The sequence below is a fragment of the Gaetbulibacter sp. S0825 genome (genome assembly GCF_011777505.1).
Lineage (GTDB): Bacteria > Bacteroidota > Bacteroidia > Flavobacteriales > Flavobacteriaceae > Pontimicrobium.
Map to the genome: position 1 here is coordinate 1,428,075 of NZ_JAATJT010000001.1, position 19,267 is coordinate 1,447,341.

General features: G+C 33.9%; 16 protein-coding genes and 1 other RNA gene. 1 reads left to right on the forward strand and 16 read right to left on the reverse strand.

Going from position 1 to position 19,267, the window contains the following annotated elements; all coding sequences use genetic code 11:
- Nucleotides 1-55: 55 nt before the first annotated feature.
- The 5 genes from HB672_RS06555 to ssrA all read right to left on the reverse strand — a co-directional run bounded on the left by HB672_RS06555 (nt 56) and on the right by ssrA (nt 3,519).
- Nucleotides 56-1,102: an aminoglycoside phosphotransferase family protein gene (locus HB672_RS06555; RefSeq protein WP_167609614.1), complete on the reverse strand. Its 1,047-nt coding sequence runs from the start codon at nt 1,100-1,102 to the stop codon at nt 56-58.
- A 6-nt stretch (nt 1,103-1,108) separates the two neighbouring features.
- A complete protein-coding gene (locus tag HB672_RS06560; protein ID WP_244306580.1) occupies nt 1,109-1,996 on the reverse strand; it encodes a sugar phosphate nucleotidyltransferase in 888 nt (295 codons plus the stop codon).
- A gap of 91 nt (nt 1,997-2,087) precedes the next feature.
- Nucleotides 2,088-2,816: a nitroreductase family protein gene (locus HB672_RS06565; protein ID WP_167609617.1), complete on the reverse strand. Its 729-nt coding sequence runs from the start codon at nt 2,814-2,816 to the stop codon at nt 2,088-2,090.
- Between the two features lie 23 nt (nt 2,817-2,839).
- Nucleotides 2,840-3,079 (reverse strand): hypothetical protein, encoded by a 240-nt coding sequence (locus HB672_RS06570; RefSeq protein ID WP_167609620.1) that lies wholly within the window; start codon nt 3,077-3,079, stop codon nt 2,840-2,842.
- Nucleotides 3,080-3,125: 46 nt separating this feature from the next.
- Nucleotides 3,126-3,519, reverse strand: a transfer-messenger RNA (tmRNA) gene (ssrA, locus tag HB672_RS06575).
- A 108-nt stretch (nt 3,520-3,627) separates the two neighbouring features.
- Between ssrA and HB672_RS06580 the strand changes: the two genes are divergently transcribed.
- Nucleotides 3,628-4,833, forward strand: a complete 1,206-nt coding sequence (locus HB672_RS06580) for an NAD(P)-dependent oxidoreductase (protein WP_167609623.1) — start codon at nt 3,628-3,630, stop codon at nt 4,831-4,833.
- Here the strand turns inward: HB672_RS06580 and HB672_RS06585 are convergent, their stop codons facing one another.
- The 11 genes from HB672_RS06585 to HB672_RS06635 all read right to left on the reverse strand — a co-directional run bounded on the left by HB672_RS06585 (nt 4,834) and on the right by HB672_RS06635 (nt 19,256).
- Nucleotides 4,834-5,199 (reverse strand): VOC family protein, encoded by a 366-nt coding sequence (locus HB672_RS06585; protein ID WP_167609626.1) that lies wholly within the window; start codon nt 5,197-5,199, stop codon nt 4,834-4,836.
- An 83-nt stretch (nt 5,200-5,282) separates the two neighbouring features.
- The gene (locus tag HB672_RS06590) at nt 5,283-5,474 is read right to left on the reverse strand and encodes a cold shock domain-containing protein (protein ID WP_167609629.1); all 192 of its coding nucleotides are present in this window, start codon (nt 5,472-5,474) and stop codon (nt 5,283-5,285) included.
- 119 nt (nt 5,475-5,593) lie between these two features.
- Nucleotides 5,594-6,289: a hypothetical protein gene (locus tag HB672_RS06595; RefSeq protein WP_167605657.1), complete on the reverse strand. Its 696-nt coding sequence runs from the start codon at nt 6,287-6,289 to the stop codon at nt 5,594-5,596.
- Between the two features lie 25 nt (nt 6,290-6,314).
- The gene (locus HB672_RS06600; RefSeq protein ID WP_167609632.1) at nt 6,315-6,470 is read right to left on the reverse strand and encodes a hypothetical protein; all 156 of its coding nucleotides are present in this window, start codon (nt 6,468-6,470) and stop codon (nt 6,315-6,317) included.
- Nucleotides 6,471-6,530: 60 nt separating this feature from the next.
- Complete coding sequence (locus HB672_RS06605) at nt 6,531-7,208, reverse strand: DUF6090 family protein (RefSeq protein WP_167609635.1); 678 nt, start codon at nt 7,206-7,208, stop codon at nt 6,531-6,533.
- Nucleotides 7,209-7,246: 38 nt separating this feature from the next.
- Nucleotides 7,247-8,662, reverse strand: coding sequence for an MBOAT family protein (locus HB672_RS06610; RefSeq protein WP_167609638.1), 1,416 nt, complete (start codon nt 8,660-8,662; stop codon nt 7,247-7,249).
- A gap of 2 nt (nt 8,663-8,664) precedes the next feature.
- Nucleotides 8,665-9,708: a hypothetical protein gene (locus HB672_RS06615; protein ID WP_167609641.1), complete on the reverse strand. Its 1,044-nt coding sequence runs from the start codon at nt 9,706-9,708 to the stop codon at nt 8,665-8,667.
- Nucleotides 9,709-9,773: 65 nt separating this feature from the next.
- Nucleotides 9,774-12,473: a prolyl oligopeptidase family serine peptidase gene (locus HB672_RS06620; RefSeq protein ID WP_167609644.1), complete on the reverse strand. Its 2,700-nt coding sequence runs from the start codon at nt 12,471-12,473 to the stop codon at nt 9,774-9,776.
- Nucleotides 12,474-12,491: 18 nt separating this feature from the next.
- Nucleotides 12,492-15,725: a S41 family peptidase gene (locus HB672_RS06625; RefSeq protein ID WP_167609647.1), complete on the reverse strand. Its 3,234-nt coding sequence runs from the start codon at nt 15,723-15,725 to the stop codon at nt 12,492-12,494.
- 26 nt (nt 15,726-15,751) lie between these two features.
- Nucleotides 15,752-16,063: an EthD family reductase gene (locus HB672_RS06630; RefSeq protein ID WP_167609650.1), complete on the reverse strand. Its 312-nt coding sequence runs from the start codon at nt 16,061-16,063 to the stop codon at nt 15,752-15,754.
- A gap of 43 nt (nt 16,064-16,106) precedes the next feature.
- On the reverse strand, nt 16,107-19,256 hold the full coding sequence (locus tag HB672_RS06635; protein ID WP_167609653.1) for an exo-alpha-sialidase: 3,150 nt from the start codon (nt 19,254-19,256) through the stop codon (nt 16,107-16,109).
- Nucleotides 19,257-19,267 lie beyond the last annotated feature (11 nt).

Genomic DNA, 19,267 nt, shown 5'->3' on the forward strand with positions numbered 1-19,267 from the left:
CCAATTTAGTTATAGATAAAAATGCAAGAGCGACTATTATGTCGCTTTTTTTATGCTATAATTTGTTGTCAGTAATTGTTTTAATTTCTGTTTGTTTATCTAAAGCTAATCGAGCAAATTGAAACAAGCTTTTACATCTGTCTAAGTTTTGTTCTGGATAACTTACTTTATAATAAATATTGCCATTTATATAGTCGGTTAAGGCTCTCAAACCATGCATAAAAGGCATTAAGGCACAGCTTATAGGCAAATTTTCAATTTCTTTTTTGTTCAAAAAAGGGCCATTGCTACAAATACCATCTATAAAGGCCTCAAAAAGCGCAATGTTGAATCTGATTTTTGATAGTTCTTTTTCATCTTCATTTGTTTCGCTTACAATAGTTCTAACGGCATCACCAAAATCGTAATGGAAATAGCCTTTCATAATGGTGTCTAAGTCGATTAGGCATAACCCAATATTATCCTCGCTAAATAATAAGTTGTTGAGTTTTGTGTCGTTATGACAAATTCTTTCTATTAAGTTGCTGTTGTAGAAACTTTCAAAATCATTTAAATGCTCTTTAGCAAATGTTACTTCTAAGCTAGCATTTGATTTAAGTATTGCAGACGTACTTTTTAAAGCTTCTTGAAATTCAGTTATTCTATATGGAAGATAGTTTAAATTTGGAAGAGTGACTTCATAATTGTTTATGTTTTCATTTTTTAGTAATTGGTGGAAACGACCAATAATTCTCCCAGCTTCAAAAGCAATTTTTTTGTTTGATGTAAAATTGTAAGCTTTGCTTTGAGGAATAAAAGTCATTAGTCTCCAAAAACTATTATTATATTCAAAATAGCTTTCACCAGTTTTGGTTTTAAGTAAGCTTAATTCAGTATAATCAAATGCTTTAAGTTTTTTTAAAGCATTTTCCATGTTTTTATGAAGCCCAATAACATTTTTAAAAACATTAGTGTTTATGCACTGTAAAATGTATTTGGGCTTAGTGTTTTCTTTAACTAGAAACGTATCGTTTATGTAACCTTGATTTATAATCTTAAAGGTAACGTTGAAAATATCAATGCTAAATTGGTTAATAACATGATTTAACGTATCAAGGTTCATAATGATTTATTTCCAAAGTGGTGTTGGATATATCTTCTGGTCAGTTAATCGCTGTAGCGTATTAACCGCTTCGGCTTTATCTTCATAATACGTTACTCCAAACCATTCACTATTAGTGGTAATTACATTAATATCAATTAGCCCGTTAGTCATCATTTCTTGAGCTACAAACGGAATGTATATTTCGCTTTTTTCAAGGTTTTCAGGTATTTGCAAGAAATTACTAAAATAGGTTTCTATATAATCAAAAATGGAGGTATTGCAAATCCAAAAATTCATAGAGACTATGGTGTCAGGATGTAAAGTATTACCAGATTCGGTATCAATAATTTCACCATCAACAGCTTCAATTTTTGTATGCTCTTCAATAGATACTAGATGACCATCATCAACACTACAAACACCTCTAGAAACCGACCCATGTTCAGATAGTGTATCTTTTAAATTATATCCAACTATTGCATAAGTTTTATTGGAGTTGTTATTTTTTATAAAATTGGCAGCGCCTTCAAATGCTTGTTTACCATAATAATCATCAGCATTGATGATTACAAAATCTGAATTCACTACATTTCTTGCAGACCACACTGCATGGGCTGTTCCCCAAGGTTTAGCTCTCTCGGTTGTATCAATAGTAAGACCTTTAGGTAAGTCATTTATATCTTGTACAACCACGTCAAGTTGGATAGCGTTTGGTAATTTTGGAGAGAGGTAATTTTCTAGAAATTCTTTGTTTTCAGCTCTAGTTACCAAAACAATATGAGTAAAACCGTACTTAATGGCATCGTAAATACTAAATTCTAATAAAAATTCTCCAGCTGGTCCTAAGTCATCAAACTGCTTTAGCTTTCCGTAACGGCTCCCACTTCCAGCAGCCATAAGTAATAAGGTCATAAATTAAATTTTTTGTAAAAATATAGTTTTAAAAAGAAAATGGTAAGCAAAATCATTTAAATCTTACAATGAAAATGAAATAAAAATGCTTTTATATTTGGTGATACACGTTATTAAAAGGGACTCTAAATCTTGGTCCATAAATACCTTTGTCATCTCGTTTCCCACAACCAATTATCATATTTATTTCAGCGCTCCAAGGTATTCCTAATATACGTTTTACTCTAAGTGTGTCACTTCCTTCCATTGGACATGTATCATAACCAATAGCAGCCATACTTATCATAAAATTTTGTGCAGCCAATCCAGCACTTTTATGTGCTACAATGCGCATGTCACTTAATCTGGCTTGCCTGTAAATAGGACGAAACAGACCAATAACTTGAAAGACTAAATATTTTAATAAGCCAAAAATCCCCAAAAAATCGAAATAAGTAATTGGCATTATTTTTTGGTAGTAGTTTAAAGCCATTTTTTTGCGATTTTGCAATCTTTTGTCCAAATTCGGTTTGTCAAAAGACTTGTTCAAAAAATCAATATTAGCCTTACATCGTTTACGCCACAAATCTTTTCTAGCAACAACAACAACAAGCTGTTGAGCCGTTTTAGCAGCATTTTGATTAAAACAAGCAGTAGCTAATTTATTTATTTTGTCCTTATTGGTTACATGATAAAACTCCCATAATTGTAAGTTACTACTTGTTGGAGCTAATACTGCATTTTCAATACATTGTTTTACTTTATTCGTGTCTATTGGTTCGTCTTTATAAACTCTACAAGAACGACGGTAGGCTATTGCTTCAGATACTGTTTTTTCCATAAATTAAATTTTAGTAAAGCTAATTAAAATATGATGGAATGTAGTTTAATCCCAATAACATATCCAAAACCTAATACTAAAGGATATCCAAAAAATAACCAAAAATACTCCAGAATTTCTACTTTTTTAAAGGCTGATGCACCATCATTTGTGAGTAGCTCAATAAAATCGTACCAAGACATTAAGCCAATCTTTATTATGATTGCATTTGCAATTATAGCTACAATTAAAATACAAAGCCCAATTAAATATATTTTTACCATGGTAATAAGATAATAAAAAAGCCATAACATCAGTTATGGCTTTTTTTAGTGGAGTCGCCGAGAATCGAACTCGGGTCCAAACAAGTAACCAAAGAGCTTTCTACACGTTTATTCTATTCTTGGTTTTTCGATTGTAAGCTGACAAAAGACAATCTACTTACAACTTAGCTTCTTAATCTCGAAAGTGCATCAAAGCGCTACACCATCTTAGTTAATTTTTACGATGTCTCAAAATGGAACGCCATTAACCAAGGCTTTCCGGAGACATAAAGCTTTCCTACCTAGTAGGACGAGGCTAATCTTACTATAATTCAGATTAAGCAGCTAAAGCGTAGTTATTCTCGCCGTTTAAAATTTGGTCTAGCCTTTTACGTGTTTCAATGCCATTACACGACGTGCTTACTGTTTAATTAATCTCGCTGTCAAAACCAGTCGACCCCAATATTAATTACTTTTCCAAAATAGGAAAGGGTTGCGAAGTTACAAAAAAAGTTGTGCAACAGCGTAAATCCTCTTATTTTCGTGCAAAATTTATACCAATTTAGTTTATGAAGTTTGCAATCATAAAAGAGCGTAAAAATCCACCAGATAGACGTGTTGTTTTGTCTCCAGAAAAGCTCGCTGAAGCAAGAGAACAGTTTCCACAAGCTGAGTTTATAGTTGAATCTAGTGATATACGTATATTTCCAGATGAAGCTTATAAAGCGTTAGGCTTTGAAGTGACTGAAAATGTGTCAGATTGCGATGTCATGATTGGGGTTAAAGAAGTACCGATTGATAATTTAATACCAAATAAAAAATATTTTTTCTTTTCACATACCATTAAAAAGCAGCCATATAATAGGAAACTGTTAAAGGCACTATTAGAAAAGAATATCGAAATGTTTGATCACGAAACCATTGTAAAAAAAAGTGGAGCTCGTTTAATTGGTTTTGGTCGTTATGCAGGTTTAGTTGGTGCTTATAATGGTTTTAGAGCTTTAGGTTTGCGAGACAATTTATTTGAGTTGCCAAAAGTTGAAACACTTGCAGATTTAGATGAGGTAAAAACAGAATTAGATAAAATCACCTTACCTAATATAAAAATATTGCTTACAGGAACTGGAAAAGTAGCTCTAGGAGCTAAAGAAATCTTAGACCATCTAAAAATTAAGGAGATTAGTGATGCATTATACTTAACCTCTAAGTTTTCAGAACCTGTTTATGTCATGGCAGATGTTATGGAATATGCTAAACGAAAGGATGGTAAAGTAGGCGATAAATGGGAGTTTTATAAAGACCCAACTGGATACGAAAGTAATTTTATGCCTTATGCTAAGGAAACTGACGTCTTTATCGCTGGACATTTTTATGGAAATGGTGCTCCTTTTTTATTTACAAGAGATGATGCAAAACACCCTGATTTTAGAATAAATCTTGTTGCAGATATATCATGTGATGTAGATGGTCCTATAGCTTCTACGTTAAGAGCATCTACAATCGCAAATCCTTTTTACGGTTATGATGCACAAACTGAAAGTGAAGTGGCTTTCGATGCTAAAGAAGCGATTACAGTAATGGCTGTAGATAATTTACCTTGCGAACTGCCAAAAGATGCTAGCGAAGGTTTTGGTGAGATGTTTTTGGATAACGTGATTCCTGCGTTTTTTAATGGTGATGAACGTGGTATTTTAAAACGTGCTAAAATTACTGAAGGAGGTAAACTTACTGAGCGTTTTAACTATCTTCAGGATTATGTAGATGGTGAAGATTAGCTACACATTTTGAACAAAGAATATGGCATTCTTATTTAAGTCAAAAAAACCAAACTCATGTGTTTTCCATGCAGTATTTAAACGAAGATTTTCTTTTGTAACTGTTCCACGCTTTATCATTTCATCTAGAATTGGATAAATATCATCTACAAAAATCTTTATAACCGAACCATATACAGGATCGTCCTCGTTATCATGATGCCATTGTAAATGAATCCAAATATTTTCTCTGTTTAATACAGCGTAACCTTTTTCTAGATAATTGACTTTAAAACCAATATGTGTTTCATACCATTTAATATCTCTTTCTAGATTTGAAGTAGAAAGCACTGGACAGATGGTGTGTAATTTTGACGTTTGATCCATATTTAAAGATAGTAGTAATATTTTGGAAACAAAAAAGCCTATCAAATTTTGATAGGCATTCTGTAATAAAAATTAAGAATTTATTAGATAACTTTTACGTTTACCGCGTTCATTCCTTTTTTACCTTCTTTTAGTTCAAATTCCACATTATCACCTTCGTTAATTTCATCAATTAAGCCTGTGACGTGTACAAAGTACTCTGTGCCTGAACCTTCTTCTGTAATAAAACCAAATCCTTTGGTGCTATTGAAGAATTTTACTGTTCCTGTATTCACTATAAATAATTAAATAATTTCTACAAAGGTAAAATTTATATGCCAAATTTTAACAATTTCTCACATTAATTTAATGTAAAGTTTTGTTTTTAAGAGTTTTGGAATAAAATCTGGAAGAGCTATTGATTATCTTCAAGCCTAGCTTTAATACGTTTTAATACTTCTGTAGCCTGTATTTTATAATTTTTAATCATTGCTAAATGATTGTTTGAAGCTAGCATGTTGTGCAACGCAACGCGCTTTCTATAATCTTCGCTTTCGGTAAAATATACAATCATTTCTTCGTTAAATTTCCCTAACGTTAAATCGACAAACCAAGGGTATTCCTTAAGTTCATTGAGGTTTTTCATTACTTCGGTTTCTAATCGTTCATTATTTTTTTCAATTATTGGCTTATAAAGCGTATATAATTGAACGATGTTTGTAACTAAACTATCCTTTTGATTTGTGCCTTCATTTGAAACATTTTTTAAAAGCTCAAAACCTTTGGTTTGAATATTGAAAGGTGAGTAGAATGTAGTTAATGAAGTACATTGAATGCATTCTTGATAATTATTTCTATTAAGCTCTTTATTGATAATACGATTGCTGTATTTTTGAAGCGAGTCGTAAATTCTTCCTACCTGCGATGCAACTAAAGTATCTGTTTCCATATCATAAGATATGGTTCTTAAAATTTTATTTAGGTTGTCTTTTTGTTTTCTGTTCTCATTCCAGTTATTGACTTGTAATGCCAAAAGAATACCAATCATTACTAGGAATATTTCACCAATAGCATAAAGTATATATGAGGTAACTTTTTTGTTTTTTATCATGTTATGTCTAACCTTTCGGAATATTTTAAGCATCAGACTCTTTGTTATCTTCGTTCTCTTCGTTCTCTTCGTTCTCTTCCTTTGTTTCTTTTTTCATTTTAATATAACCAGTTACCAAGCGTACACCTAATCTTGCAAACAAGATAATGGCAATAACCATTATAATATTAAATCCGTCCATTACATTTTCTTTAAGTTATAAAATTAGGGTTTTTGTTAGTGTTATGGCTTGGTTTTATCTTCAATTTAACTCTTTAGTAATAATATCTTGAATTTTATCAATGGTTTTAATGGTACCATTAATGGTGTTTTTTCCGCCATTAAAATTATCTCGATTTATCCTTAAAATATTTCTTGCCATGGATTCTTCAGAAAACAATTTATTATCCCTTAAAATCACATAAGTCTTAAATTCCATATCTAATACTTCTTCTCTCATTATTGGTATCCAGTCGGTTTTAAAAGTTTCTTCAATATCTTCAATTGACTTAATAGCATGATTGGCTTTATCATCATAATAAGTACCTAACAGAAAGCGCAATTCTTTATTTTTAACTTGATCTAATCCTTTTGATTTTAATACTTCATAGGCATTGGTCAATGGTTGAAAACGATCAAACATGATGACATCTGCTAACCAAAATTTTAGACTGTCTTTGTCTTGAGCAGACCATTGGCTCTCTAATATTTTATTAGATGATAATATGGCGTTTTGAAAACTTAAACTAATGTCTTCAAGAGATAGTTTGTCTTTAATAAGGTTTGCTTTTACTTGTGTTAATATTTCTTCTTCAAATGCACTGCTTTTTCTTGCTTCATTCCAATTGTTAATCGAAAGAGCAATTAAAATACCAATAACCACAAGTACAATTTCTCCAATGGCGTATTTAAAGTATTGGGATGTTTTGTTTTGTTTCATGAGATTGTAACGAATTTGTCTAAAAAATTTAATCATCTTTAAAACTGAAAGTATATAAATTGTTCACCACTCCCTTGTGCAATGCACAATGCAAAAACCATAATAGCCCAAACAATTCCAAGAAATACAGGTGAAGCTTTTTGAGCTACTTCTTTAACCGATGTGTTTCTCATGAACCAATGACATAAAAATAAAATTCCAACTACAGTGCATACTTTAATAATATCAAAAGTTTCTATAACATTAATTCCATCTGTTTGCATATAGAACATAGATTTTATCATGTTCCAAGCTTTCGGAAAATCTGGTGCTCTAAAAAAGGTCCAAGTGATGTTTACACATGAAAACGTGATAAACGCTAAGAAGATTCCATTCCATTTGGTTATTTTAAAGGGTAAATATTTTCGTTGTAAACGCTCGAGAATTAAATAGGTGCCGTGTAAACCACCCCAAACAACAAATGTCCAAGCTGCTCCGTGCCATAACCCACCTAAAAGCATAGTAACCATTAAAGCAACATACATTTTTGTGATTCCATGTCTATTCCCACCTAATGGGATATATAAATAATCCTTTAACCATGATGATAATGTTATGTGCCATCTTTTCCAAAGATCAGAAAAGCCCAAGGAAGCGTAAGGATATCTAAAGTTATCAGGTAATACAAAACCTAACATTAGTGCTATACCTATGGCACATGTTGAATAACCAGCAAAGTCAAAAAAGATTTGACCAGAAAAAGCAAGAGTTCCAACCCAAGCATCAATACCATGAATTAATTGTGTTGAATCAAACACAGTATCACTTGTTTCAGCCAATAGACTATCTGCCATGACTACTTTTTGGAACAAACCAAGTGTTAACAAAAAGAGTCCCCACAAAAACTGATTGCTTGTTGCTTTTTTGGGTTCGTAAAACTGGGTAATCAATTCTTTGGCTCTAACAATTGGTCCTGCCACCAATTGAGGAAAAAAAGTAACATATAAAGCGAAATCTAAAAATGTCTTTGCTCGTTTAGTTTTCTTTTTATACATATCTATAGTATAAGACATTGTTTGAAATGTATAGAACGAAATTCCCATTGGTAAAAGAATTCCCATTGGGTTAGCTTCAAATTCGAATCCAAGGGAGTTAACGATTGTAACAAAATTTTCTAGTAAGAAATCACCATATTTAAAAAACGCTAAAAAACCAAGATTAATAGACATGCTTAACAAAAGCCATAACTTGCGCTTTCTTTGATTTTCTTCTATTGCAAGCCTTTTTCCAGCAGACCAATCAACTACTGTCGAAATCCATAATAATAGAATTAAAGGAGGGTTCCACATTGCATAAAACAAATAACTTGCCAATAGAAGCATACGTTTCTTGTTTGTCCAAGTGAATAGTTTTGAATAATAAAGTGCTAAAACTATAACCAAAAACACTACGAAACTTAATGAATTAAATAACATAATTATTTGGTTTTAGAGTTAGTGATTGCTCCATCTTCTAGCATGATATTAACTAGTTCTTTTGTGAAAATATCCGCGTTTTCTGCTGAAAGATGAGACCATTCGGGACAGCAGTCAATTGACTTTAGTTGTTCATAATCCTCATAATGATATGCTCTAGCTTTTGTTACATTGGCTAAAGAATCGAAAAATGTTTCTCTTGAAAAAAATTGTTTTTCACCACCATAGAACATTCCTGAAGATGGACACCTTACTAAAATTAGATTACCACCTCTATCAGTAAATTTCTTTGCATCTTTCGCGAAATAATTTGTAGTTGAATTTTTATCTGGTGGAGGTCCTTCAGAGGTTAGGATAAATTTCCATGCATTTTTAATTTTGTTTGCAAATACAGTATCAGTTGCACATTGTTCAGACATTCTAACATTTCGATCTATAGAGACATCACCAAATTCAAAAAAAGGAGGATATGCTGGTCCAGGTGTTCTTTTTTTAAATTTAATATTACGTAGCAATCCTTTTAGGTCAATATTTTCATCACTTTTTTCTTCATGTCCAGACATCATGACTAGATTTGATTGTAAAGGCAGTGATAATTGATGGTTTAATCGCTCTGCAAACGTTCTACCATGATAATGTTCAACTTTAGATTGGGCTCGGTGCCATGGTTCAGCCTTAGGATATGTCGTTGAAAAAAATAAAGGAGGTGTAACCCCAACTATTATGGTTCCGTTGAACTCTGTATTATTCACAATATCATGAAATATTGGAAGAGGGGAGCTTCCTGGTACTGCTAGTTGTAATGGTCGTTTTCCTGTAATGTTTTCAAAAACATCGAGTTGAATATCAAATTGAACACGTGATGACCCAGTTAAGATCACATCTTCAGAAGTTAAAAATTCTACTTTTGAACGTTGTGCCGCCCATAATGCTTTATTATCATCAATGGTTGGGTAATAGCCTTGAGAACGCCAATAAATCTCCCATGTTATTAATGCTAGAAACAGTAATGTTAATGCAATTAAAAATGATTGTTTTAACTTCATTTGGTTGGTTTTTTGAAGTCAATTAAGATCTATAATAGTTCGAGGCTATTATTTAAATGTACACATTATTCTTTAATCACTCTAATACCAACATGTTTACTTTTTATCATACTGTCATCATTAGCATCGTAAAAATCGTAAGCACTATAGCCATACACACCATTATCATAATATTCAGCAATATTTCCACCTAAATCATAAATTTCAGCATTACCAACTTTGGTTGGTTTCTTTTTGCCTACTTTTTTGTACAAAATAGTGTTCAGCTCTTTTAGTTTTTCTTTGAGCATTGGTACTTCTGCTTTTGTAATATCATAACCAGCCCAATAATTTAAAGTAAGTTCTTTAGCTCCAATTTTATGTGCTTGTTTATGCAAGCTTTCAGCTTCTTTAGTATTAGGTAATCTGTAGGTTTCTCCAGTTTTGTCTGATAACCATTTTACATAATCTTTAGCATCTTGCATACTTACTTCAGCAGGATAATTGTCTATTCCTGCTTCGTAGTTAAAACTTGGTTTAAAGGCTTTAAACTGTGCATTAGTGACTTCAAAACGACCAATGGATGTAGAGTCTTTTTTGATAAGTAATGTTTCAGGGATTAAAACGCCATTTTTTACTTCTCCAAATAATCCATCAACACTTTTTGCTTTTTCGATTTTAAATAACTCAGCTAAAGGGCTACCTTCTTTAAATGCTTTGTTTTCAGTTGAAGGTTTATTAAATAAATACGTATCAATCCACTTTAATTCCTCATTCATTTTACGTAATTGATGTGTAATTTTCCCTAAGCCATGAGGTTGTCCTGGAAACCAGAGAAATCTTACTGGAGTGTCACCAGCTTGTTGTAAGCCTCTAAAATATTCCCAACCTTGATCTCTTGGAACTGCTCTATCTTCACTTCCATGAAAAATAATAGTTGGTGTTTTGATTTTTTCAATTTCGAATAATGGAGATTTTAAAATATAATTTTCATTATAAGATTTTCCATTGGTATCATCCCAAGGTGCACCACCAAAATAGCCTTCATCAAAACTTACTCCAAAACGACAAGTTCCATAATCAGACGTCCAATTTACATCACCTGCTCCTGGAGCTGCAACCTTAAACATATCAGGATAACGAACGGTTAGCATAGTAGTTAGGATAGCTCCAGCAGACCATCCCATTGTTCCTAGTTGTTCTCTATCTACCATGCCTTTATCTACCAGAACATCAATTGCATTAGTAATATCAATCATTTCTGGCTCGTAGTAATTGCCTTTAATGCTTTCTACAAATTCTAATCCATGATTAGATGAGCCATGATAATTTGGTTTTAATACAAACATGCCTTTTTGTGATAATAGATGTGGGTACGTACTCCAACGATCACTAAACAAATCTAAATCTGCTCCAGCTGGACCACCATGAATAGATAACATTAAAGGATAGCGCTTACCTTCTTGATAGTTTTCAGGATAGATTAAAATTCCTGTAACTTCTTCGTTGTTATAACCTTTCCAAATCATCACTTCCGATTTTGCTAAGGCTTTCTTAGAAAGATTTTTATTAAGTTTAACTAATTCTTGTTCATTAGAAAATTTATTGCCATTCAAATCAGCGACATGAAACGTTGGCAATCTTGATGCAGTAGAGTAGGTGTATATTACTTTTGTACCATCATCAGATATTGTGATAATAGATGTGTGGTCATTTTTTTTACCTAAATCTATATTAGATTTGCTCCAAGAATTAGCGTTTTTCTTATAGTAAGCTAATCTTATATAGGCTTTGTTAGCTAAGGTAACAATAGCATCATTACCAACGACATTATAGCCACGACCAATACCTAAATCCCATTTTAAATCTACTTTTTTATACGTATGTGTTGCTAAGGTATAATAATAGAGTTCACTAACACCTGCGCCATTCCATTCTGGATCTGAAGAGTAAGTTGAAGTAAAATAAAAACCTTCATTATCAGCTGTAAATTGAATTCGCCCCATTGGCTGACCTAGATTGTGTTTAATTTTGGTCACTTTGCCAGTTTCAAGGTTTTTTAAGTAATGAAATGGGTCTTGTTGGGCATCAGCTGCATAACTTCTACTACGTTGCATACTGTAAAACAACCATTTTCCATCTTTAGAAACTTGATAGCCACTTAAAGGCTTTTCATTATTGGTAAGTCGCTTTGTTGATTTGTTTTTGATATTAAATGTATATACATGATTTGGTCTCCAATTCAAAGAATCCTCAACTACAATCACATTGTCTTTCTTTTTTTCAAGTTCTTGCTCATATAATGTTTTTCCGTCGTGTGATTGAAACAGTAAAGTGTTTTCATTTTGCCATTGTAAATTGGAAATTCCATTTTTAAACTCCTTTACTTTTTTGGCTTCTCCACCATAAATACTTAAACGCCAAAGCTTGTTGCCTTTATCTCTTGACGACAAAAAATAAATATGTTCACCATCTTTTGAGAATATTGGGCTTGAATCACTATCGTCGCCGTTAGTAAGTTGAATAGTCCTAAAAGCATCATCTTTTTTTAAATCTAAGCGTGTCAAATAAATATCAGAGATAAACCGATCTTTATCTTTTACTGGCTTACGCTTGGTCCAAACCACCATATTGTTGTTTGGCGAAAAAGATACTGAACCCATTGATTCACGGTTAATGACATCTTCTGGTGTCCATTTACTTGGGTCGTTTTTTTTATCTATTTGTGCATTGGAGGCAAAGCATAACAAACACATTAAAAGTATAGAAGTGATATATTTTTTCATTTTTTCGAGTATTGATTTCTAATTATTGGATTTTGCTGGTTTTGGGAATGGCGGAGGTACTACTTTTTCACTACCTTGTTTGTTGAGCATATCAAGTACTTCTTTTACTGCACGTTCTAATTGAGGATCTTCACCTTTTGATAATGCCACTGCATCTTGTCTTACAGCAATATCTGGAGCTACTCCTTCATTTTCAGCAACCCATTTATTGTTTATTGGATCAAAAACTGCGTTGTCAGGTGCTGTTAGGGCACCACCATCAATTAAACTATAATGCACCGAAGATTTTACCAAGCCTCCCCATGTTGTTGATCCAATTAATGGGCCAGCATTTTGTTGTCTAAACACCCAAGGGAAAAAATCGCCACCTGAACCCGAAAGTTCATTAATAAGCAACGCTTTTGGGCCTAAAATTCCTGCTGGAAGTCGCATTGCTTTCCCATTAGGAACTTCGTTAGTCAATCCAGCTCTTAGCGTTCTAGTCATTAAATCTACCATGTAATCATCTAATAAACCACCACCATTAAATCGTTCATCTATCACAGCACCTTCTTTATCTTGTTGTGCAAAGAAATAGCGATTGAAGGATACAAACCCTGCACCACTTGTGTTTGGTACCCAAACGTAAGCAAGTCTGCCATTAGAGAGTTTATCAACGAGTCGTCGGTTATCTTCAACCCAAGTGCGTTGACGTAACGAATTTTCACTACGAATAGGTTCTACAATCTCTTTCCATGCGCCATTGAATTCTGGCTTATCATTAATATGTAGGGTAGTTTGCTTATTTAATGCTCCATCTAATAACTGAAATGGATTATCGTTTGCTGTTAAAGGTTGTCCATTAATACCAACAATGTAATGTCCTTCTTTTATGTTTAAACCTGGTTGATCTAACGGACTGCTTAATCCTGGATTCCAACTCTCGGTAGTATAAATGCGTGTGATTTGCCAACGGTTACTTTTTGTTTCTAAATCAGCTCCTAAAAGCCCAACCTTAGAATTGTCGACATCTGGATAATCACCGCCAAACACAAAACTATGACCAACAGATAGTTCCCCATTCACTTGATCTAAGATATACGTTAAATCTGCTCTGTGTTTAACGTAAGGGACTAGAGGCGCATATCGTTTATAAACGACATTCCAATCACGTCCATGCATATTTGGGTCGTAAAAATAGTCGCGTTCGTAACGCCACGCTTCTTCAAACATTTGTTTCCATTCAGCAGCTTTGTCAAGCTTCATTTGAAGGTCAACTTTCACGTTTTTTCCTTTACCTGCTGATGCAGAAGCGTCAACAATTTGCCATCCTCCCATAACTTGTGCTAAAATCTTTTTCCTATCAGATGACATGGTAAATTGACCTACACCTGACATAAATTCTTCTGCTTTATTGTCATTAAGCTTGTATTTTTGTACAGTTAATCCTCTACTGTTTGCAGCACGTTCCATAATAAAAACAGAGCCTTTTGGTCCGCTAATCATATAGACATAATTTCTGACTTGAATGTCCAAAGCTAAGGTGCGTCTTTCAATATTATCAAAGTCAATTTTTATTGTTGTATCTTCTTTTTTCTCATCAGATTTACCCTTGTCATCTTCTTTTTTCTCTTCTTTCTTTTCGTCTTCTTCTTCATCACTCTTTGGTTTAAAAGGTGAAGCATCATCACTTTGTAAATTAATTACATAAGCAGCATATTCAGGATTCGCAGTCATCGCACTTGTATTTGCCCAACCTGAACCTAGAGCAACATCAGTACTTGCTAAAAAATAAAGATGTTCTTGGTCGGCATCCCAAGCTGGTGCAAATGCATCGGCAAAAGGATTTGTAATGGATTGTGTTTTTCCTGAATCTAACGACCAAAGGATGACTTGTCTAAAATTATTTGTACCTGCTTTTGAATAAGCTAACCATTTTGAATCTGGAGACCAACTTAAGCCTAAGCGACCACGCTCTAGATTATTACCACCAACATCAATGGTTTTTATGGTGCCATCTGAAACGCTAACAACTCTAATTCTAACGTCATCGTCAGTAAAAGCAATATGTGCTCCATCTGGTGACCAAGTAGGTTCCCAACCTAATTTTGATTCGCCAATAGAGATACTTCTCGGTGTTGACATACCATCTTGATTAGCAATTAGTAATTCGTATCCTCTACCACTTTTATCTGAAAACCATGCTACTTCATTGCCCTTTGGAGACCAAATTGGCGTTCTATCTGCAACGCCAGAACTCTCGGTCATATTTCTTGAATCACCATTTTCAATTGGGACTGTAAAAATTTCACCTCTAGATTCCATAATAGCTCTCTTTCCTGTTGGGGATAATGACACAGATCTAGCAGATCTACTAACATCTTCCCATTTGGTTGCAGCCCAAGGAAAATCACCAACAACATTAATGCTAAGTTGTTTAATTGTATTTGAGTTAATATCTAAAGTATGTAAATAACCATCGCGCTCAAACACAAGTGTATTATTATGGCCTGATAGTGATTTAATATCTGATCCTTTAAAAGTTGTAACTTGGTTTAATTGAGAGGTTTTTGTGTTAAATGACCAAATATTAGCCACGAAATCTCTATCTGAAAGGAAGTAGATGTTATCTCCCATCCAGATAGGTTTAATATCTGTTGTTTTGTTATTTGGTAATAGCGTTTCTTTAGAATTACTAAGATTTAAAATAACTAATGGTGTGTTTTGACCACCTCTATAAGCACGCCATTCCTCATCCCAGCGACTCATTCTATCAATAATCATTTGTTTTCCATCTTTTGAATAAGACCCACTTGTACTCCATTGTTTAGTAATTAGTGTTGAGGGACCACCTTTTACAGGAACTGTCCACAAGCGATCGAAGCTACTAGGAGCAACATCGCGACTAGAGGCATATAAAATATGTTTCCCATCATTAGTCCAACCTCTAACTTGGGCGCCGTTTGGATGCCAAGTCAATCTTGTAGCATCTCCCCCTTCTACTGAAACCACATACACAGCATTTGCCCCAAAACGATTTGAAGTAAACGCAATCCATTTTCCATCAGGCGAAAAATATGGATGTTGTTCTACTGCTGAAGTACTTGTTAACCTTTTTGCGTTACTTCCATTGATATTTGCTATCCAAACATCACTTCCGTAGCAGAATGTAATTTGTGAGTCGTTAATATCTGGTTGACGCAATAGTCTAGTGCCTTGTGAAAAACAAGATATGCTAAATAAGAGGATAAAAACCTTAATTAAATGCTTCATGATATTTATTTTAGTTATTTATAATATTATATGTCGTTTTCAATAAATCCGACAATTACACTTACACCACCAGTAGCAAAGTTCGATAGATCATCAACAGTTGCTTGTCCTTCAGGTGAACTCATAGTTTCTTGCATTTGTTCAACGCTTGAAAAATACAATTCTGCCATACGGTAGTAATCTGCCTTTTGACCATCTGGAGTCCCATGTAATTTTGTTATTTCAATTTTGGCTACTCCTTCCATGGTCGCAGCAAGTGGTAAGTGTTTCTCTTTGTAATACTTTTCAAAAGCTTCAGGGTTGGTTGGATGTTTGTATAGAACAGTTAATTTTTGCATTATGTATATTCTTTTAGTTATTCCAATTTGATTATTGATGAAGTTAATTCTTCATTATAATAGCTGGTAAGTTTAGCTCTTTAAATTGCTTATTATATGCTGCCATTTCTGAGTTAATAATGGCATCTCGTTCACTCTTAAAAGTGTTCCATTCATTCAACAAGTCTTGTAGTCTTTCTTTAGAGCCTTGTGTTACTTTAGGTTCGTCAACATCAATAAAGCCTTTAAGATGCATTAATTGAGAATTTAATTTATTGTTGAAATTAATAACATCCTGAAATGTTTTTTGCTTAGGCTGAATTAAGTTTTCTTCCCAAGTTGTAATACGCTCCATAAGAGTTTTACCTTTTTCTAGTAAGTCTTTTGCAGCATCATTATCTTTTAGAAGTTTTGCATACTTTTTAAGTTGAGATTTTGCAGAACGCATATTATTTACAGATTCATGAATATCTCGAATCGTATTTTCAATTTGCAATAAAACAGTTTGTTGCTCTCTAAAATCTGAAGGTGAAGATGCTACATTAGGATTTGGTAAAATAGTCACTTCAGTTTCAGACTGACCTCCATTTTCAAGAGCTAATCTGAGTGTATAATTTCCGGGTGCTACACTGGAACCTGAATAACCACCATGCACAAATACGTTTTCAACTCCTGGTAGTTGTTCTCTTTGAAAATTCCATGTAAAGCGATTATAGCCTTTTTTGGCAGGTAACACTTGAGGAGTTGAAGGACCACCTTCCCAAGATTTAAACTCTTTATCTTTTTTACTGGATATGGTTCTAATTACTTTGCCAGCTTCCAGGACTTCTAGTTTTAATTCTAAAGTATCAATGTCTTTTCCTATAAAATAATCAAACGTGACACCACTTTTGGGGTTTTGACCCACGCCAGGAACAAATCTACTTATGCTTCCTCCAAATATGCGATAAGTGTCTTTTGGTTTATAAATACGAAGATGTTTCTTTTCAATGCTAATATTTTGTAATGCTCCTAAATCATCTAAAATCCAGAAAGAACGTCCAGCTGTTGCTGCTACCAAGTCGTTATCTTGAATGACTAAATCGTTAATCGCAACTACAGGTAAGTTTAATTGGAATTGCTGCCAATGTGCACCATCCGTAAAAGAAATATATAAACCTGTTTCAGTGCCTGCGTAGAGCAATCCTCTTCTTTTTTTGTCCTCTCTAATAACACGAACAAATCCATGAGGATCATTAAAACCATTCACGATTTTTGTCCATGATTGTCCGTAATTATTTGTTTTAAAGACATAAGGTTTTAAGTCCATAGACTTATATCGCATAATAACAATATATGCAGTTGCAGGATCGTGTGGAGATACTTCAATACTGTTTATAATCCCATCAGAAATGTTTTTAGGTGTAATGTTTGTCCAGTTTTGACCTCCATCTTTTGTAATATGTAATAAACCGTCGTCACTTCCAGCGTATAATATACCTTGTTCGTGAGGAGATTCAACCAAAGACATTAAGGTATTATAGTTTTCGCCGCCAGCAGCTTCATTGGTGTATGGTCCACCACCAGGACCTTGTTTGTCTTTTTCGTTTTTAGTTAAATCAGGACTTACAACCTCCCAACTACTGCCTCCATCTTGTGTTTTGAAGACTACATTTCCTGCGTGGTAAATAGTGCTTCTATCATGAGACGAACTAATGATTGGTGCATTCCAATTGTAGCGATATTTAAAATCTTTTGGTTGAATACTTAAGCCTAATTCAGGATATTCTTTTATTGGTTTTGTTGTGTTAGCCGAAGTTACAAAGCGTTCAATAATCCCTTGGTAACAGCCACCATAAACATGTTCAGGATTATCAGGATCAAACGCTAGAAAAGCACTCTCACAACCTGCTACTGAATGCCAATCCTTCCAATCGATTCCACCATCATTAGTACGACTTTTAATAGATATTGCTGAATTGTCCTGTTGTCCACCATATACATTATAAGGCACAAGATTATCTGCAATGACACGATAGAATTGTGCTGTTGGTTGGTTTTGTTGAGTACTCCAACTTTTACCATCATTAAACGAAATATTTGCACCACCATCATTTGAGTTTATCATGTTGGTATTGTCGTTTGGATTTATCCATAAATGATGATTATCACCATGAGGAACAGATACACCACTAAAACTTTTTCCGCCATCAATAGATTTTAACACAGGCGCATTTAATACATACACCACATTTTCATTTTGAGGGTCGGCAAAAATCTCCATATAATACCAAGAACGAGTAATAGTAACTCTATCTGAATTGACTTGCTTCCAAGATTTCCCAGCATTATCTGAACGATAGACACCAGCTTTTTTGCCTTCAGCTTCTATAACTGCAAAAACCTTGTCAGGGTTTGCTCTAGAGACTGAAATTCCAGATTTACCAAAATCTTCTGGTAACCCTGCTTTCATTTGATTCCATGTTGTTCCTCCATCAGTCGACTTATATAATCCAGAATCTTTTCCTCCAGATTCCATGGTCCAAGGATAACGACGATGTTGCCACATGGCAGCATATAAAATTCGTGGATTGGTCATATCCATAGATAGGGAAGAAGCGCCTGTAGTTTCATTAACGTAAAGGATGCGTTCCCAATTGTTGCCACCATCAGTAGTGCGATAGACACCTCTTTCTTTAGAAGGCCCATATTGTGCACCTTGAGCGGTTATGTAAATAATATCTGGATTCGTTGGATGTATAATGACATCGGAAATATGTCTGGAATTATCCAATCCAATATGCGTCCATGTCTTTCCAGCATCAGTAGATTTATAAACGCCATCTCCCATTGAGGTCATGACGCCTCTGGCTGCGTGTTCACCCATTCCAGCTACAACCACATTTGGGTCGCTTTCAGACACAGCAATTGCTCCAACACTTCCTGTTTTTAAAAACCCATCGGAAACGTTTAACCATGTAACGCCACCATCAATGGTTTTCCAAATACCACCTCCAGTACCTCCCATGTAATAGACATTAGGTTGACCTACAACCCCAGTTGAGGTAACGCTTCGTCCACCACGAAAGGGTCCAATGTTTCGCCATTTTAAATGATGAAACTCTTTATCACTTACTAATTCTGTAGGTTCTTTTTCTTTTTTGTTTCTTCTTTGGGCTTCAGTATGTATAGGTAATAGCAAAAAACTCAGGGCAATGAGTTTTAAAGTTTTCATGTGGTTGGTTG

Bases quoted from the DNA above. Each gene is read 5' to 3' on its own strand.
- HB672_RS06560 (WP_244306580.1), bottom strand. From the start codon at position 1,996: ATGACCTTATTACTTATGGCTGCTGGAAGTGGGAGCCGTTACGGAAAG.
- HB672_RS06595 (WP_167605657.1), bottom strand. From the start codon at position 6,289: ATGATAAAAAACAAAAAAGTTACCTCATATATACTTTATGCTATTGGT.
- HB672_RS06610 (WP_167609638.1), bottom strand. From the start codon at position 8,662: ATGTTATTTAATTCATTAAGTTTCGTAGTGTTTTTGGTTATAGTTTTA.
- HB672_RS06635 (WP_167609653.1), bottom strand. From the start codon at position 19,256: ATGAAAACTTTAAAACTCATTGCCCTGAGTTTTTTGCTATTACCTATA.
- HB672_RS06630 (WP_167609650.1), bottom strand. From the start codon at position 16,063: ATGCAAAAATTAACTGTTCTATACAAACATCCAACCAACCCTGAAGCT.
- HB672_RS06600 (WP_167609632.1), bottom strand. From the start codon at position 6,470: ATGGACGGATTTAATATTATAATGGTTATTGCCATTATCTTGTTTGCA.
- HB672_RS06570 (WP_167609620.1), bottom strand. From the start codon at position 3,079: ATGGTAAAAATATATTTAATTGGGCTTTGTATTTTAATTGTAGCTATA.
- HB672_RS06565 (WP_167609617.1), bottom strand. From the start codon at position 2,816: ATGGAAAAAACAGTATCTGAAGCAATAGCCTACCGTCGTTCTTGTAGA.
- HB672_RS06555 (WP_167609614.1), bottom strand. From the start codon at position 1,102: ATGAACCTTGATACGTTAAATCATGTTATTAACCAATTTAGCATTGAT.
- HB672_RS06625 (WP_167609647.1), bottom strand. From the start codon at position 15,725: ATGAAGCATTTAATTAAGGTTTTTATCCTCTTATTTAGCATATCTTGT.
- HB672_RS06580 (WP_167609623.1), top strand. From the start codon at position 3,628: ATGAAGTTTGCAATCATAAAAGAGCGTAAAAATCCACCAGATAGACGT.
- HB672_RS06620 (WP_167609644.1), bottom strand. From the start codon at position 12,473: ATGAAAAAATATATCACTTCTATACTTTTAATGTGTTTGTTATGCTTT.
- HB672_RS06615 (WP_167609641.1), bottom strand. From the start codon at position 9,708: ATGAAGTTAAAACAATCATTTTTAATTGCATTAACATTACTGTTTCTA.
- HB672_RS06585 (WP_167609626.1), bottom strand. From the start codon at position 5,199: ATGGATCAAACGTCAAAATTACACACCATCTGTCCAGTGCTTTCTACT.
- HB672_RS06605 (WP_167609635.1), bottom strand. From the start codon at position 7,208: ATGAAACAAAACAAAACATCCCAATACTTTAAATACGCCATTGGAGAA.